The sequence below is a fragment of the Porticoccus litoralis genome (assembly GCF_030676955.1).
Classification (GTDB): Bacteria; Pseudomonadota; Gammaproteobacteria; order Pseudomonadales; family Porticoccaceae; genus Porticoccus; species Porticoccus litoralis.
This window is the reverse complement of the sequence record NZ_JAUUUU010000004.1, coordinates 97,683-113,314: the sequence shown is the minus strand read 5'-3', so window position 1 is coordinate 113,314 and position 15,632 is coordinate 97,683. Positions and strand designations below refer to the sequence as shown.

The following is a 15,632-nucleotide window of genomic DNA, read 5'->3' as shown; positions in this document are numbered from 1 at the left end:
CGCGCCTTGAATTCGGACTCATTTTTGAGAGGAGCACACAGGTGGCTAACTCACCCCAAGCACGCAAACGTGCGAAACAAAACGAAAAGCGTCGTCAGCACAACGCCGGCCTGCGTTCCATGGTTCGCACTTATATCAAGAAAACCAATGCAGCTATCGCCAGCGGCGAAGTGGACGCTGCGCAGGCAGCCTACGCTGCTGCAGTACCAGTCATTGACCGTATGGCTGACAAAGGCATCATTCACAAGAACAAGGCTGCTCGTCATAAGAGCCGTCTGAATGCTCAGGTTAAAGCACTGGCTGCTGGCTAAGCTTACTGAAGCAAAAAAACTGGAAGCAGCAGCAAGCTTCCAGATATGAAAAACCGGCCAAAGGCCGGTTTTTTTGTGCCCGAAAATCCTGTTATCGCCCCTTCAGCTCAAGTCGCCGGGCAATTTCAGTCATGACCAGCATATACAGCTCATCACCCAAGTAGACATCTTCAATCTTGTGATCGATATTCGGATTATCGTTAATCTCAATTACATAAGCCTGCTTGCCCTGCTGTTTGATATCAACACCGTAGAGACCGCTGCCAATAACCTTGGCTGCGCGCAAGGCGGCATCCAAAACCTCTCGGGGCGCTTCATAGGTCGGCAGGGTTTCAAATCCGCCCGAGCTGAACCGCTTGCTATCATGGTTATAAATTTGCCAGTGGTTACGTGCCATGTAATAGCGGCACGCGTAGAGAGGTCGGTTATTGAACACGCCAATTCGCCAGTCATATTCGGTATACAGATACTCCTGCACTAACACCAGCGCGGTAGTTTTTAAAAGTTCCTCGAGATGGGACAAAAGCTCTGCCCGATTATTGGCCTTGAACACCCCCTTGGAAAAAGAACCTTCTGGCACTTTCAATACCACAGGGTAACCAAACTCCTTTTCCACCTGGTCCAAGTCTTCCTGGCTATGTGCCGAAAGAACTGTGGTTTTCAGTGAGGGAACCCCTTTGTAGGTGAAGGCATCCTGCAGGAAAACTTTATTACAACAGCGCAGGATGGAGGTGGGGTCGTCAATAACCACCATGCCTTCGATTTCTGCCTTACGGGCAAAACGGAAGGTGTGATGGTCAATGGCCGTGGTTTCCCGAATAAACAGGCCATCGTATTCTTCCAGGCGGTGATAGTCCTTTGCCGTAATCAGTTCCGCATTGATATTGCATTTGGCTGCAGCCTTGACGAAGCGGTTTAGAGCCTCCTTATTACTGGGCGGCAACGCCTCTGCGGGATCGATCAGTATCCCCAACTCCCACCGGTAAGCCTTTTTCTTTTTCGGGCTCTGCCAGCGCTTTTCGTTGAACTTGAGCAGTGCCTCAACCACTTTGCTGCGTTCTGCTTTCGGCAACCTGTTCAGGGATATCGGGGAAATACTCTTGATTTGCCACACGTCATCCCAGAACAACACTACTCTCAGCATAGGCACCGGGTAGACAGAAAAAAGCCGTTGACCAAACTTGGAAAAGGTAGGGTCAGAAGCAATACCGAAATTGACATAGAAGGTCTTGCGTTCGCCGCTCTTGCCAGTATTTGATCCCGCCAGCAGCAATTCACCGGTAATGCGCGACATATACAGCAACTTACTGCGAAGATCATTGATGGTGTTGACCGAAGGCAGGACGCGATGCCCCCTGGCCTCGGCCAACAGTGAGCAGTAATAACCACGACTCAGGTATTTTTCACTATCACAAAGATTGATCAGGCTGAGCTTTTTCTCTCCCTTCTTGGGATGTTCTTCAAGGTACTGCTCAAAGGTAATGACTCGGTCATCGATGCCCAGGCCTTCAATATCAGACAGGCTATCCACTACCAGCAACAGGTTTGTCATACAGGATTTCCGACTTGGTTAGGGGTCAATCAGGCAATGTGACCCATGTGGTTTAACAGGAAAAGTTTATGCGCCTAACATGGCATAGCACAGGGAATAGATACTATGAACCATGCAGAAAATTGCTTTTTTATTTGGTTGGCCATTAGTTGAACAGATCCTGCAACCCCAGCCCTTCCAGCTCAGTTCGAACCATTTCACGAATTTCTGCTGGATAGGGACAGGTCAGAGCCCGGGACACCAACGCTTCAGCCATGTTCAGTGGCAGGCTGCGAATCAACCATTTCACTTGAGGTAATTTTGCGGCACTCATGCTCAGGGTTCGCAAACCCATGCCGAGAAGCAGCACCACAGCCACTGGGTCTGCGGCCATTTCACCACACAGACTAACCGAGAGGTTGTGTTTCGATGCTAGATCAAGGGTACGGTTGATCTCCATCAGCACGGCAGGGTGCACATGATCATAGCGCCCCGAAACTCGGGGATTATCGCGGTCCAGCGCCAACAGATACTGGCTCAGGTCGTTGGAGCCGATGGAAATAAAGTCTAGCTTCTCCGCCCAGAACGGGATCTGTGAAATGGCCGCTGGCACCTCCACCATCACTCCCAGTTGGGGACGCAATATCGACAAGCCCTCGGTTTCCAGTTGGGCAATGGCATCTTCCAGCAACTGCAGAAAGTCATCGAGCTCACTGGTGGAGCTGACCATCGGTAACAGGATTCTCAGCCCTTCATTTTCACCAGCTGCACGAATCATGGCGCGCACCTGGGTCATGAGCAACTGGCTGTTGTCCAGTGTAAAACGAATACCACGCCAGCCCAGCGCCGGATTTTCCTCATTGTCTACCGGGAAGTATGGCAAGGGCTTATCACCGCCGATATCCAGTGTACGCATGTAGACTGGCTTGTTTTTATACGCCTCAAGCACCTGCCGATAGACACTCACCTGCTCTTCCTCGGAGGGAAAGCTGTCGTGCACCATAAAGGGAATTTCTGTGCGATAGAGCCCCACACCCTGGGCACCGTTGTGGAGCCCTGGGCTGATATCGGCAAGCAGACCCGTGTTGGTATACAGCGTAATTTCCGTACCATCAGGCGTAATAGATGGCAACTCACGCAGCTTCTCCAGCTGCTTCATCAGCGACCGACGGTCGTTGGCCAGACGCTGGTACTCTGCGATTACCATATCCCCGGGATTGAGAGTTACCTGGCCATTATTACCATCGACGATAATACTGGCCTGATCCACCAGGCGGCGGATACGACCCGTTCCCATCACAGCGGGGATACCCAGGGCATTGGCCAGCACAGCAGTATGTGAAAGCCCTGAGCCCTCAAAACAGACCAGGCCCACCAGACGCTCTGAAGGCACAGCTGCAATATCAGAAACACTAACCTGTGGGCCAACCAGCACAATATCCATATCCGGGGGGGCATCTACAGGTTTGATGCCACGCCAAGCATTGAACAATTTGTTGCCAAGGTGATGAACATCTTCGTGACGAGCCTTCAGATAAGGATCGTCCATGGCCAAAAATAATTCGGCAAAGTGCTGAATCGCATGACGCAGCGCGCCCGGCAACCAATTCCCCTTTTCAATGCCAGCTTCAACATAGGTAACAAATGCAGGGTCTTCCAGAAGCATTTTGTAGGCGCTAAAAATACCCGCAACGCTGCCGGTAATCTCTGAGCCCAGAGACTCTCGCTCATGGTCAATCTGCCCGCGAACCACCACTAATAGTTGCTGCCAATCCTCCAACGTTCCCGGAATATCTTCACAGGGCGTGTCGACCACTGAATAAAGCTCACCATGATCGCTGAGTTTGATATGACCAATGCCAATACCCGGAGCACCCTTAACGCCGCTGACGCGCTCGTTGTAGCCGACCATATCTCCATGTGCCAACGGGCTGTTGCCCAGCAGCAATGCCAGATGAGCTGCCAATGTGACCAGAAAGCCCTGCTCTTCATCAGACAAATGGCGTATTTCACGTCCCTGAACGACCAGAACACCGACAACTTTACCGGTATGAACAATGGGCACACCGCAAAAACTGTGGAAGCGCTCTTCCTGGGTTTCCGCAATGTAAAAATAATTGGGATGGAGTTCGCCATCGGCGAGGTTAAGGGGATGGCGACTGGAGGCCACCAAACCCACCAGACCTTTTCCCGGTGGCAATTTGACTCGGCGAACCGCTTTAGCCGCCAGCCCATGGGACGCCAACAACATCATTTCCTGCTTGTCATTGGCCAGATAGAGGCTGCACACATCCACCGCCATGGTCTCACTGATAGACTCCACAATGAGATTCACCTGATCAATGGGCAAATCAGCCATCGCCACTGTCTGGACGATACGCGCTAATTCGTGAACCACACTTTTCATGATATGACCGGGATTGATGAGATAACGGGGCGAGCTGTTGCAAAACCGAGAATTAACTCGTGCACCCTTTTTAAGCTTATATATGATGATTGCCTATAAAGCACAAGTAAAAACTTTTTGAGCAGTTCTAATGTCAAGCTCTCCCCCAAATCCAGATCATCGCGCCCACCGCCAAAAAAGGTTTACAAGAATAGGACAACTCCCCAATAATTCGCCACTGCTCAAGAGGCTATGCGTTCATGCTGGCAATCACACCACCCCCGTCATCGCCCGATGACTTGCTTTTTGCCCGTATTGCAAACGATCTCAACCACCAGGGTTATACCGTAATCCCCAATGCTCTGCCCGACACTCTGGCCTCAAGTCTGTTTGACCAGGTCAGGGACCTGGATAGCAGTGCCTACAGTGAGGCGGGTATTGGACGGCAGAATGACCTGACCCTAAACCAGTTTGTACGCCGAGACGAAATCTGCTGGATCGAAGGGAAAAGCCCCGCAGAACATCACTGGCTTCAGTGGACAGCAGGTTTGCAGCAGTATCTCAATCAGCACCTTTTTTTAGGACTGTTTTCTTTTGAAAGCCATTTTGCCCGTTATCAGCCAGGCGACTTCTATCGCAAACATCTGGATGCCTTTCGGGGAGAGGCTAATCGCCGCCTTTCCGTCGTCACATACCTCAACCCCGGCTGGCTGCCGGAAGATGGTGGCGAACTGGTCATCTACGACATTGACTCGGATGAGGAAGTGGTGAGGGTGACACCAGCTTACGGGACACTGGTTGTGTTCCTCAGTGAGGAATTTCCCCATGAAGTGCTGACAGCGAAACGTCATCGCCACAGCATTGCTGGCTGGTTTAGGGTCAACGGTTCATGCAATGAGAGAGTTGATCCACCTCGCTAACAACCAGATGGACTATACCAACACCAGGTTATCCCTGTGGATCAGCTCCTTGTGATCACAATAACCCAGGATGCTGCTAATCAGCTCACTGTTTTTGCCAATGATCTTCCTGCTCTCTACCGCGCTGTAATTGATAAGGCCCCGGGCAATTTCATTGCCATCTTCATCAACACAACGCACCAGATCACCGCGATTAAAATCACCAACAACAAATTTCACGCCAACAGGCAATAGACTCTTGCCCTGCTGTTGCAGCACCTGCGTTGCGCCATGATCCAGGGTAACCGATCCACGCACTTGCAATCTGCCAGCCAGCCACTGCTTGCGCGCGGCGATGGGTTCCTGCTCCGCGAGCAGTAGAGTGCCCAATTCTTCCCCCTCTGCCAATCGCGTCAAAATATTTTCAGCACGGCCCCCGACAATCAGTGTATTTGCACCCGACCTGGCAGCAAGACGGGCAGCCTTGAGCTTGGTCGTCATGCCACCTCTGCCCAGCGCACCGCCCTCTCCTGCAAGGGCTTCCAGGGCGGGATCGCCCGCTTTACCATGGAAAATCAGGTTGGCTTTGGGGTGCTTGCGAGGATCAGCATCGTAAAGGCCATGTTGATCCGTCAAAATCACCAGCAAATCCGCATCAATCAGGTTGGCTACCATCGCCGCCAGGCTGTCATTGTCACCAAAACGAATTTCGTCGGTCACGACAGTATCGTTTTCATTGATGACCGGAACCACCCCGAGACTCATCAGCGATTGCAGGGTATTGCGGGCATTGAGATAGCGCTCCCGGTTGGAGAGATCGTCATGATCCAGAAGCACCTGCGCCGTGTGGCGGTTAAATTGCTGAAACTGAAACTCATAGGCTTGAACCAGGCCCATCTGACCAACCGCCGCCGCAGCCTGTAATTCATGAACCGATGACGGGCGTTTTCGCCAGCCCAGGCGAGACATGCCTTCGGCAACAGCCCCCGACGACACCAACACTACCTCTACGCCCTGCTCCAGGAGCTGAGCCACCTGTGACACCCATTGCCCAATCGACTCACGATCCAACCCCCGGCCATCTGCGGTCAATAATGCACTGCCGATTTTCACCACCCATCGACGGGCTTTCTGGACAACGTCTCTGTCACTCATAAATAATCTTTGGCCACGGTTTAATCTAACTGTATCACTCGCTGAACTCAGCAATATCAGGGGCTGTAGATAACCTCAACATCATAATCATCGTCGTCAAAGTCATCGTCATCTTCGTCGTCGTCATTTTGTTTTTTGCGGCGGCGCAGGGATTCGATCTGGGCTCTCGCCTCCTCTTGCATCTGGCGCTGCATCGCGAGCTCCCGCTCTGCCGCGTCTGGATTGTTGCGCTCCTCATCCCAACAGTTTTCCAGATGTTCCAGAATGTCGTGGCACAACTGTTTGGTTCCGTCTCCCGATAACGCACTGACCCTGTACACAGGGCCAGGCCAGTCAAGATCATGGATAACAGCATTGCAACGCTGTTCACGCTCTTCTTCTGGTAAAAGGTCCACCTTGTTCAGTACCAACCAGCGCTCCCGACTCCAGAGCGTAGGGCTAAAACGATCCAGCTCATCCTCAATAATGGAAACGTTATCTGCCGGGTCAGAGGCATCCGGCGGCACCATATCCACCAGGTGCAGCAATAAACGGGTTCGGGTGAGATGCTTTAAAAAGCGAATTCCCAAGCCAGCGCCCTCGGCAGCACCTTCCACCAGTCCCGGTACATCTGCAATCACAAAACTGCGGTACTTATGGGGCTGCACCACACCAAGATTTGGCACCAGGGTAGTAAATGGATAATCCGCTACCTTGGGTGTGGCGGCAGAAACAGCCCGAATGAACGTCGATTTCCCCGCGTTGGGCAAACCAACCAACCCCACATCAGCCAACACCTTTAGCTCCAGGCGAAGTCTGCGAGCTTCACCCTCTTTTCCCGGCGAAGTCTGACGGGGTGCACGATTAGTACTCGACTTGAAACGCGTATTCCCCAAGCCGTGATAGCCCCCGTGAGCTACCATCAACCGCTGCTCAGGCTCGGTAATATCCCCCAATACCTCTTCGGTATCTTCATCAATGACCGTGGTACCAACGGGTACTTTCAAGATCAGGTCTTCACCGGCACGCCCGGTACAATTGCGGCTGCCCCCGCCCTGACCATTCTGGGCCTGGAAACCTCGCTGGAACCGGTAGTCCACCAAGGTGTTGAGGTTCACATCGCCTTCGAGATAAACCGAACCACCATCGCCGCCATCACCACCATCGGGGCCACCCTTGGCAATAAATTTTTCGCGACGAAAACTCAGGCAGCCATTGCCACCCTTACCCGCTTGAACGTGAATGGACGTTTCATCGACAAATTTCATGACAACAGTATACCGTGCTGTATCCAGGGGAGGCTGCACACTATGAGCCAGCCAATTTAGTAAATGCTATTCACAACTACTTGAATTGTAACTGCAAACACAAAAAAACCCCGCCTAAGCGGGGTTTTTCAGTAGCTTCATGTCTTAGGCAGAAACTACATTCACATATCTACGGTTGTGAGGACCTTTAACTGTGAACTGAACTTCACCGTCAGCCGTCGCAAAAATAGTGTGATCGCGACCAATGCTTACGTTGTTACCCGCATGAAACTTGGTGCCACGCTGACGAACAATGATGTTACCAGCAGTCACTTGTTCACCACCAAAGCGCTTGACACCAAGGCGTTTACTTTCGGAATCGCGTCCGTTACGGGTACTACCACCAGCTTTCTTGTGAGCCATGATATTCTCCTATTTTCGATTAGCCAGCAGTGATGCCGGTAATTTTAACTTCGGTATACCACTGACGGTGGCCCATTTGGTTGCGGTAGTGCTTACGGCGTTTGAACTTGATAATTTTTACCTTGTCCCCACGGCCGTGGCTCAAAACCTCAGCAGTTACCTTGCCGCCCTCAACCAGAGGTGCGCCAATCTTGATGTTGTCGCCGTCTGCAACTAACAACACCTCGTTAAAATCGATACTTTCTCCGGTAGGAACTTCCAGCTTCTCCAGGCGAAGGTATTCCCCTTCCTGTACCCGGTGCTGTTTACCACCGCTTTTAATGACTGCGTACATATAATGCTCCGTAATCGCTCATGCCTGTTCTAAGCCGGAAGAACGATTTCTCCACGGCCGGTTTTGCGAGGGCGGCAATTCTAAGTGAAAGTGATATCTATCGCAATAGGCAAATACCCTGAAAACAGGCCTTTGACGGCTCTTCACTTGACAGTTTTAACAGCGCTCACTAGGATGCCATCGCACCTTTTTAGCGAGCAGCCATTACCTATCCCGCCCCGATAATCAACTGAAAAACAAGGCTCCGGCATGCTGCCATTTCACGAAGTGGTCAAATCCCAGTTTGACCAGGTCAACGAACTCATTGTCAATCAGCTGTATTCTGACGTAGGGCTGGTGGAAAACATCGGTCAATACATCATCGATGCCGGCGGCAAAAGACTGCGCCCACTACTTGTTCTACTGGCAGCCAATAGCTGTGGCTATAAGGGTGACAAACACATCGCCCTGGCTGCCATCATCGAATTTATCCATACCGCCACGTTGCTCCACGATGATGTGGTCGATACCTCTGACCTGCGTCGCGGTCGTGCCACTGCCAACGCCCGCTTTGGCAATGCGCCCAGTGTGCTGGTCGGTGATTTTCTCTATTCCCGCGCTTTCCAGATGCTAGTCGCCATTGGCAATATGGAGATCATGCGTATCATCGCCGACACTACCAACATCATTTCCGAGGGCGAAGTCCAGCAATTGATTAATGCAGGCAACCCGGATACCACTGAACAGGCCTACGAAGAAGTCATTCGCAAAAAAACCGCCCAATTGTTTGAAGCAGCAGCCCATACAGGAGCGGTTCTGGCTGGAGCTGATGAGCATATTTGCGAAGCCATGCGCCGCTATGGCTATCATCTCGGCATGGCGTTTCAGCTGGTTGACGACGCACTGGACTACAACGGCACAACGGAAGCGTTGGGCAAGAACGTCGGCGATGACCTGGCAGAAGGAAAGCCCACCCTGCCCCTGATTTATACAATGCAGAATGGCTCAGTTGAAGAAGCTGAACTGATTCGTACGGCCATCAGCGAAGGCGGTCTAGAACACCTCGATGCGATTATCCAAACCATACAGCGCTGTGGTGCCCTTGATTACACCATGCAACGTGCAAAACACCACGCAGATGAAGCTAAACGCTGTTTGTCAGGCCTACCGGTTTCTGCCGAATTGAACGCCATGGACGAGCTGGCCGACTTTTCTCTGAGCCGCTCTTTTTGATTCTTGGGCCTAATCTCAGTCAAGTATTCTGACGTCACTCTGGACTCCATCATCGCCACCTCACCAAAAGATGAGACCTATGTAGGACCCGGTTCTTCTGGACTTAGCAGGGATATCGGCTAAAATTCGCCCCTCGAAGGGAAACCAACCACACAGTAAAGGCAATACATCTTATGACCATTTTTGTTCCACAATCGCAAAATGCCTATACCCGCGAAGAAATCGTGGCGTGCAGCAACGGCGATCTCTTCGGTGAAGGCAATGCCAAACTGCCCGCCGACAATATGCTGATGGTGGACAGAATCACCCGTATTCATGCCGGCGAAGGCGAATACGGAAAAGGTCTGATTAAAGCTGAACTGGATATTCGCAAGGATCTCTGGTTTTTTGGTTGTCACTTCCACGGGGACCCCGTGATGCCGGGCTGCCTTGGCCTGGATGCCATGTGGCAGTTAACCGGCTTCTTTCTTGCCTGGAAAGGCAACCCTGGTCGCGGTCGCGCCCTCGGTGCAGGAGAAGTGAAATTTTTCGGTCAGATTCTGCCGGACGCTGAAATGGTCAGCTATCAGATCGATATCTCGCGTATCGTTGAGAGAAAACTGAAAATGGCGATCGCAGATGGCAAGGTCTTTGTGGATGGCCGAGAGATCTACTCAGCAAAAGATCTCAGAGTTGGCCTGTTTGAATCCACTGACAACTTTTAATTCTATCTATTACAATTACCGGACCTCGTAGCCGGCATGGGGAGTAACCGATGAAACGCGTGGTAATTACCGGAATGGGTATTGTTTCCTGTCTCGGCAATGACAAAGAAACAGTCACTCAGTCCCTACTGGATTGCCGCTCCGGCATTGTCTTTCGTGAAGACTTTCATGAAATGGGCCTGCGCTGTAATGTTGCCGCCACACTGAACCTGGATCCTGCCGAACACATTGATCGCAAGATCATGCGCTTTATGGGTCCGTCAGCGGCCTATGGCTATATTGCCATGGATAGAGCTATCGCCGACTCAGGCCTTGAAGAAAATCAGGTTTCTAACGTTCGCACTGGACTCGTCATGGGTTCTGGAGGCGTATCGGGTCAGATGTTTACCGATACAATTGATGTCATGCGGGAACGTGGCATCAAGAAGGCTGGCCCCTACCGCGTCACGCAAATTATGGCCAGCACGGTATCTGCCTGCCTGGCGACACCATTTAAGATCAAAGGCACCAACTACTCCATCGCATCAGCCTGTGCTACTAGCGCGCACAGTATCGGTCACGCCATGGAGCTCATTCAGATGGGCAAACAGGACGTAGTTTTTGCTGGCGGCGCTGAAGAAATGCACTGGTCCATGGCTGGTATGTTTGATGCCATGGGCGCCCTTTCCAGCAAGTACAACGATACCCCTGAAAAAGCTTCACGAGCCTACGATGCCGATAGAGACGGTTTCGTTCCGGGTGTCGGTGCCGGCTGTCTTGTGGTGGAAGAATTGGAGCATGCCCTGGCGCGCGGAGCCAAAATCTACGCAGAGCTTGTGGGCTATGGCTCCACCTCTGATGGCTACGACATGGTCGCGCCTTCTGGTGAAGGTGCCGTGCGCTGCATGAAAATGGCCATGGCCACCACAGAAGGCAGTATCGACTACATCAATACCCATGGGACCAGCACGCCTGTTGGCGACTTGCAGGAACTCAAGGCGATCAGGGAGACCTTTGGAGATAAGGTTCCACCTATCAGTTCTACCAAATCTCTGTCAGGCCACGGTCTGGGTGCAGCGGGAGTTCAGGAGGCCGTATTCAGCCTGTTGATGATGGAGAATGACTTTATCTGTGCTTCTGCCAATATCGACACTCTTGATTCAGAGGCAGCTGACTTGCCAATCGCCACAAAACGCATCGATAACGCCAACCTGCAACGGGTGATGTCGAACAGTTTTGGTTTTGGCGGCACCAATGCCACACTGGTATTCCAGCGCTACAATTGATTTGAGTGGCCCCCGCCCCAGCCAACCCTGGGGCTGCGAGCCCATCGCCTGCAACCTTAGGTAGCACTTTTAAATGGCAGTAACACCGGTTCAAAAACCTATCTTTGCGCCTGCCATCGCTCTGATCGATTTTGTCATTGTTATTCTTGCCAGTAATCTGGCCAATTACCTCCGTTTTTCCGAAACCGGGCTGAGCACCCATTACCAGATACTGACAGCTGGCGCTGGCGTATTGCTTGTATTGTCCCTAACCATGACTGGCGTTTACGATTCCTGGCGTGGTCGAAATTTACTTCCAATAATCAAGCGCTACAGCATCGGACTGATTATGGCCATGGCCATAATGGCTATTTTCCTGGTCTTCACCAAAACCTCAGAAGCCTTTTCTCGCTTGTGGATAGCCTACGCCATGCTGCTGGTCTGGTTGGGCGGGGTAGGCTATCGTAGCGGCCACTATGTTTACCTGAGAAGTCTTCGACGCCAGGGTAAAAACCTGTGTCGAGTCTTGATTATCTCTCCTTCCAGCCAACTGTCAGAAACCAACTTTAAGTCTGAGGAACTACAGCTTTCCGGGTTTCAAATTGCTGGTTGTATTTCAGCAAAAGAAATAGAACAGTGGACCCAAAGTGGTCGCTTGATAGCAGAGCTCAATCAACGACCAGCGAATGAAATCTGGTTGGACATGCCATTGAGCATGGGCAGTTTTATCAAGGACATTGTCTACGAGTTGCGTCACTCAACACTGGATATCCGTTTTTTTCCTGATTTTGAAGATATCCAGCTTCTTAACCATAAGGTGTCAAACATTGTTGGACACTACGCTATCGATATCAGTTGCACACCCCTGAGTGGTTTCAACCGTGTCATCAAACGGCTGGAAGACCTGTTTATCGGAACCTTTATCTGCCTGTTGATCGCCCCCGTCTGCCTGCTCATCGCTCTCGCGATGAAGTTGGCTTCGCCCGGACCTATCCTCTTCAAACAGTACCGCCACGGCCGTGATGGCCGCCGCTTTAAAGTCTATAAATTCCGCTCCATGGAGGTCCATGAAGAGTCCAAGGGGGCCGTTACCCAGGCGCAGCCGGGCGATCCCCGTGTCACCAGGCTGGGGGCTTTTCTACGCCGCACAAGTCTCGATGAGTTGCCGCAGTTTATAAATGTGTTACAGGGCCGCATGTCCATTGTCGGCCCTAGGCCACATGCCTTATCCCATAATGAGTATTACAAGGACCTGGTTGAATCTTATATGTGGCGACACAAAGTGAAACCCGGCATTACCGGGCTGGCACAGATCAGAGGTTATCGGGGACTCACAGACACGCTGGACAAGATGGAAAAGCGGGTGGAATGTGACCTTGAATACATCAATAACTGGTCCCTCTGGCTGGACCTGAAAATCATTTTCCTGACCATGTTTAAAGGCATATTCCACAAAAACGCCTTTTAGCCAATTACTGGAAAATTTTGACCTCCTGACCATGCCAAATAAGACAGTGCATTAACCAGGGATGTCATGAATAATGAATATTCCATCGCCATCAGGAGCCCTGACCGTGAAACTATTCGACTATCCCGGTGTTCCCAATCCCCGACGCCTTAGCATCTTCCTGTCGGAGAAAGGTCTTGATTTCCCTCGTACCCAGATAAACCTGATGAAAGGTGAGCAATTCGCAGAGGACTTCCGATGTAAAAGTCCGAATTGTGATGTTCCCGTTCTGGAACTTGATGATGGCAACTGTATCTCCCAGACAAATGCCATCTGCCGTTATCTGGAAGCTGAGTATCCTGAACCCCCTCTGTTTGGGCGAAATGCACTGGAGATTGGCCTGGTAGAGATGTGGAATAACATCTGTTTTACCAATGGCTTTCAAGCTGTTGCGGACCTGTTTCGAAACGGATCTGACTGGTTTGAAGGACGCGCACTCATTGGTCCCCACAACTACGACAAGATACCGGCCCTGGTAGAACGAGGAAAGCAGCGGATAACCAACTTTTACCAGGACATCGACCAACACCTTAAGGGTAAAGACTATTTTGTGAAGGGTTATTTCTCGGTCGCTGATATCACAGCTGTTGTCACCGTGGACTTTGCCACCTGGACAGGCATGACCGTACCGGCAACTTGCGAGCACTTGCTAAACTGGCACCAGCGAGTATCAGAGCGCCCTAGCATCAAGGCAAATTCCTAGTGACCACCGCCATGACAGCAAAAGGTTTCCAAGGTACACTCCGCACTTGATTTTATAGATTGGAGCAAGGCATGGCCCGGGGTATCAACAAGGTAATTCTGATTGGCAATTTGGGCAAAGACCCGGAAACTCGCTATCTACCCAGTGGTGGCGCCGTGACTAACCTTACCCTGGCAACCAGTGAGTCCTGGAAGGACAAACAGACAGGACAGCAACAGGAACGCACAGAGTGGCACAGAGTCGTTTTCTTTAACCGTCTCGCAGAGATCGCTGCGGAATACCTGAAAAAAGGTAGCAAAGTCTATATTGAAGGCTCCCTTCGCACCCGCAAATGGCAAGGGCAGGATGGTCAGGATCGATACACGACAGAAATCGTCGCCAGTGAAATGCAGATGCTGGATAGCCGCGGAGGCACCTCCGGGTATGACGACATGCCGTCGACTTCACAGCAGAGCCCATCGCAAAACAAGGCTCCCGCAAGCAACAGCATGCCTGATCCGGGCTTTGATAGTTTTGACGACGATATTCCGTTTTAGCGGAAAGAGAATCCTGTCAAATTGAATAAAAAAGCCTCTGTTAACAGAGGCTTTTTTTGCAGTTTAATCTGATAGCCACAGACTAAATGGATCAATCCAAAGGGCGGCCCAGAATAGCTTCCATCGGCTCGTTGCTAAAGAGATCACGGTCTATTTTGAAATATGCCAACCGGTGTTCAGGGATAATAACCACATCAAAAACACCCGGCACTTTGCCAACAAAATCTGATGCCACAATATGCTCTCCCGGCTGCAGGGAAACCACAAGGCTTTTTAAGTGACGGGGCTTCTTCATGGTCAGCGCCACAATCAACCACAGCAGAATGAGCCCTGCCGCCAACCAAAACACCTGTTCGTACCCATACTGGTGGGCAATATAACCCCCCGTCACACCACCCAGGAAAGCACCCAGGAACTGACTGGTGGAATAGATGCCCATCGCAGTCCCCCGACCTCCGGCCGGTGCAGACTTGCTTACCAACGACGGCAATGTCGCTTCCAGCAAGTTAAAGCCCATAAAGAAGACAAACAGGCCAAAGATAAATACCCATCTGTGGGTTATTCCGGAACCAAGCAATAGCTCACCAATACCAAGAACCAACACCGCAGCAATAAATACAGGCTTCATCTTGCGCCGTGTCTCGGCAAGGATAATAAATGGAAGCATACAGAGGAATGACAAACCCATCGCCCCCAGATAAATCATCCAGTGGTCACTTCGGGGAAAGTGCAAGCTCTGCTCAAGAAGAACAGGTACAGCAACCCAGCTCGCCATCTGGGCAAAATGTAGCACGCCGATGCCGAGATTAAGCCTCAACAGTTCGCCGTCCCGAAGTAGCTGCCCGAACATATTAGGGACCGCTTCGGCCTCAGCATTGTGAACATGTGTGCTGGGTGTAGGGATGAACAAAATTAATACTGCTATACCAATCACTGAAAGTGCCGCAGCAATCCAGAACAATCCGGACAAACCCCACTGATTCGCCAGCACGGGTCCCAAAATCATGGAAACAGCAAAAGAGATGCCAATGCTGCCGCCAACTGCCGCCATGGCCTTGGTGCGGTTTTGTTCAGTGGTGAGGTCAGACAGCAACGCCATAATGGTACTGGCCACGGCCCCCGCACCTTGCATCGCCCGCCCGGCGATCAGACCCCACATGGAATCCGTCATGGCTGCCAGCAAGCTTCCAGCGAGGAACATCAGCATACCGCCCACAATGACAGGCTTGCGGCCAATCCGGTCGGAGAGAAACCCCAAGGGGATCTGGAACACTCCCTGAGTAAGACCGTATACACCCAGTGCCAGACCCACAAGGAACGCAGAACTTCCTGAATACTGGCCCGCATACAATGCCAGCACAGGCAGGAGCATAAACAGGCCGATCATGCGGAAGGCATAGAGAGAGGCCAAACCAACTAGGCTTTTACGTTCCAATGGGTTCATGGGAGTTACGGCTGTGC

General features: G+C 51.5%; 15 protein-coding genes. 8 read left to right on the top strand and 7 right to left on the bottom strand.

All coding sequences use genetic code 11. The features are described 5' to 3' along the window. The first annotated feature begins 41 nt into the window (after positions 1–41). Positions 42–311: a 30S ribosomal protein S20 gene (rpsT, locus tag Q8A57_RS08755; RefSeq protein ID WP_305170775.1), complete on the top strand. Its 270-nt coding sequence runs from the start codon at positions 42–44 to the stop codon at positions 309–311. 91 nt (positions 312–402) lie between these two features. Here rpsT and Q8A57_RS08750 read toward each other — a convergent pair whose 3' ends face one another. Continuing rightward, positions 403–1,863, bottom strand: a complete 1,461-nt coding sequence (locus Q8A57_RS08750; RefSeq protein ID WP_305170674.1) for a RimK family protein — start codon at positions 1,861–1,863, stop codon at positions 403–405. 145 nt (positions 1,864–2,008) lie between these two features. Further along, on the bottom strand, positions 2,009–4,249 hold the full coding sequence (gene ptsP / locus Q8A57_RS08745) for a phosphoenolpyruvate--protein phosphotransferase (RefSeq protein WP_305170671.1): 2,241 nt from the start codon (positions 4,247–4,249) through the stop codon (positions 2,009–2,011). A gap of 239 nt (positions 4,250–4,488) precedes the next feature. On the opposite strand from ptsP, the gene Q8A57_RS08740 reads away from it, so the two are divergent. After that, complete coding sequence (locus Q8A57_RS08740) at positions 4,489–5,148, top strand: 2OG-Fe(II) oxygenase (protein WP_305170669.1); 660 nt, start codon at positions 4,489–4,491, stop codon at positions 5,146–5,148. 12 nt (positions 5,149–5,160) lie between these two features. On the opposite strand, the gene proB is transcribed toward Q8A57_RS08740, so the two are convergent. The 4 genes from proB to rplU all read right to left on the bottom strand — a co-directional run bounded on the left by proB (position 5,161) and on the right by rplU (position 8,265). Continuing rightward, positions 5,161–6,282: a glutamate 5-kinase gene (proB, locus tag Q8A57_RS08735; RefSeq protein ID WP_305170668.1), complete on the bottom strand. Its 1,122-nt coding sequence runs from the start codon at positions 6,280–6,282 to the stop codon at positions 5,161–5,163. A 56-nt stretch (positions 6,283–6,338) separates the two neighbouring features. Beyond that, on the bottom strand, positions 6,339–7,529 hold the full coding sequence (cgtA, locus tag Q8A57_RS08730; protein WP_305170667.1) for an Obg family GTPase CgtA: 1,191 nt from the start codon (positions 7,527–7,529) through the stop codon (positions 6,339–6,341). 144 nt (positions 7,530–7,673) lie between these two features. After that, on the bottom strand, positions 7,674–7,931 hold the full coding sequence (rpmA, locus tag Q8A57_RS08725) for a 50S ribosomal protein L27 (protein WP_305170665.1): 258 nt from the start codon (positions 7,929–7,931) through the stop codon (positions 7,674–7,676). 19 nt (positions 7,932–7,950) lie between these two features. Beyond that, positions 7,951–8,265: a 50S ribosomal protein L21 gene (gene rplU / locus Q8A57_RS08720; RefSeq protein WP_305170664.1), complete on the bottom strand. Its 315-nt coding sequence runs from the start codon at positions 8,263–8,265 to the stop codon at positions 7,951–7,953. A gap of 249 nt (positions 8,266–8,514) precedes the next feature. Here rplU and Q8A57_RS08715 point away from each other — a divergent pair, with 249 nt between their 5' ends. The 6 genes from Q8A57_RS08715 (at position 8,515) to ssb (ending at position 14,171) form a co-directional block, all read left to right on the top strand. Beyond that, entirely contained in the window at positions 8,515–9,477 is a 963-nt protein-coding gene (locus tag Q8A57_RS08715) for a polyprenyl synthetase family protein (RefSeq protein ID WP_305170662.1), read from the top strand. A gap of 173 nt (positions 9,478–9,650) precedes the next feature. Then, the gene (gene fabA / locus Q8A57_RS08710) at positions 9,651–10,181 is read left to right on the top strand and encodes a 3-hydroxyacyl-[acyl-carrier-protein] dehydratase FabA (protein WP_305170661.1); all 531 of its coding nucleotides are present in this window, start codon (positions 9,651–9,653) and stop codon (positions 10,179–10,181) included. Positions 10,182–10,231: 50 nt separating this feature from the next. Beyond that, a complete protein-coding gene (fabB, locus tag Q8A57_RS08705) occupies positions 10,232–11,446 on the top strand; it encodes a beta-ketoacyl-ACP synthase I (protein ID WP_305170660.1) in 1,215 nt (404 codons plus the stop codon). Positions 11,447–11,519: 73 nt separating this feature from the next. Further along, entirely contained in the window at positions 11,520–12,893 is a 1,374-nt protein-coding gene (locus Q8A57_RS08700) for an undecaprenyl-phosphate glucose phosphotransferase (RefSeq protein WP_305170659.1), read from the top strand. Between the two features lie 106 nt (positions 12,894–12,999). After that, entirely contained in the window at positions 13,000–13,635 is a 636-nt protein-coding gene (locus tag Q8A57_RS08695; protein ID WP_305170657.1) for a glutathione S-transferase family protein, read from the top strand. A gap of 71 nt (positions 13,636–13,706) precedes the next feature. Next, complete coding sequence (gene ssb / locus Q8A57_RS08690) at positions 13,707–14,171, top strand: single-stranded DNA-binding protein (protein ID WP_305170656.1); 465 nt, start codon at positions 13,707–13,709, stop codon at positions 14,169–14,171. A gap of 91 nt (positions 14,172–14,262) precedes the next feature. Here the strand turns inward: ssb and Q8A57_RS08685 are convergent, their stop codons facing one another. Beyond that, complete coding sequence (locus Q8A57_RS08685) at positions 14,263–15,615, bottom strand: MFS transporter (RefSeq protein ID WP_305170655.1); 1,353 nt, start codon at positions 15,613–15,615, stop codon at positions 14,263–14,265. Positions 15,616–15,632: the final 17 nt, after the last annotated feature.

Bases quoted from the DNA above. Each gene is read 5' to 3' on its own strand.
- proB (WP_305170668.1), bottom strand. From the start codon at position 6,282: ATGAGTGACAGAGACGTTGTCCAGAAAGCCCGTCGATGGGTGGTGAAA.
- Q8A57_RS08740 (WP_305170669.1), top strand. From the start codon at position 4,489: ATGCTGGCAATCACACCACCCCCGTCATCGCCCGATGACTTGCTTTTT.
- rplU (WP_305170664.1), bottom strand. From the start codon at position 8,265: ATGTACGCAGTCATTAAAAGCGGTGGTAAACAGCACCGGGTACAGGAA.
- Q8A57_RS08750 (WP_305170674.1), bottom strand. From the start codon at position 1,863: ATGACAAACCTGTTGCTGGTAGTGGATAGCCTGTCTGATATTGAAGGC.
- Q8A57_RS08715 (WP_305170662.1), top strand. From the start codon at position 8,515: ATGCTGCCATTTCACGAAGTGGTCAAATCCCAGTTTGACCAGGTCAAC.
- Q8A57_RS08700 (WP_305170659.1), top strand. From the start codon at position 11,520: ATGGCAGTAACACCGGTTCAAAAACCTATCTTTGCGCCTGCCATCGCT.
- ssb (WP_305170656.1), top strand. From the start codon at position 13,707: ATGGCCCGGGGTATCAACAAGGTAATTCTGATTGGCAATTTGGGCAAA.
- cgtA (WP_305170667.1), bottom strand. From the start codon at position 7,529: ATGAAATTTGTCGATGAAACGTCCATTCACGTTCAAGCGGGTAAGGGT.
- Q8A57_RS08685 (WP_305170655.1), bottom strand. From the start codon at position 15,615: ATGAACCCATTGGAACGTAAAAGCCTAGTTGGTTTGGCCTCTCTCTAT.
- ptsP (WP_305170671.1), bottom strand. From the start codon at position 4,249: ATGAAAAGTGTGGTTCACGAATTAGCGCGTATCGTCCAGACAGTGGCG.
- fabA (WP_305170661.1), top strand. From the start codon at position 9,651: ATGACCATTTTTGTTCCACAATCGCAAAATGCCTATACCCGCGAAGAA.
- rpmA (WP_305170665.1), bottom strand. From the start codon at position 7,931: ATGGCTCACAAGAAAGCTGGTGGTAGTACCCGTAACGGACGCGATTCC.
- fabB (WP_305170660.1), top strand. From the start codon at position 10,232: ATGAAACGCGTGGTAATTACCGGAATGGGTATTGTTTCCTGTCTCGGC.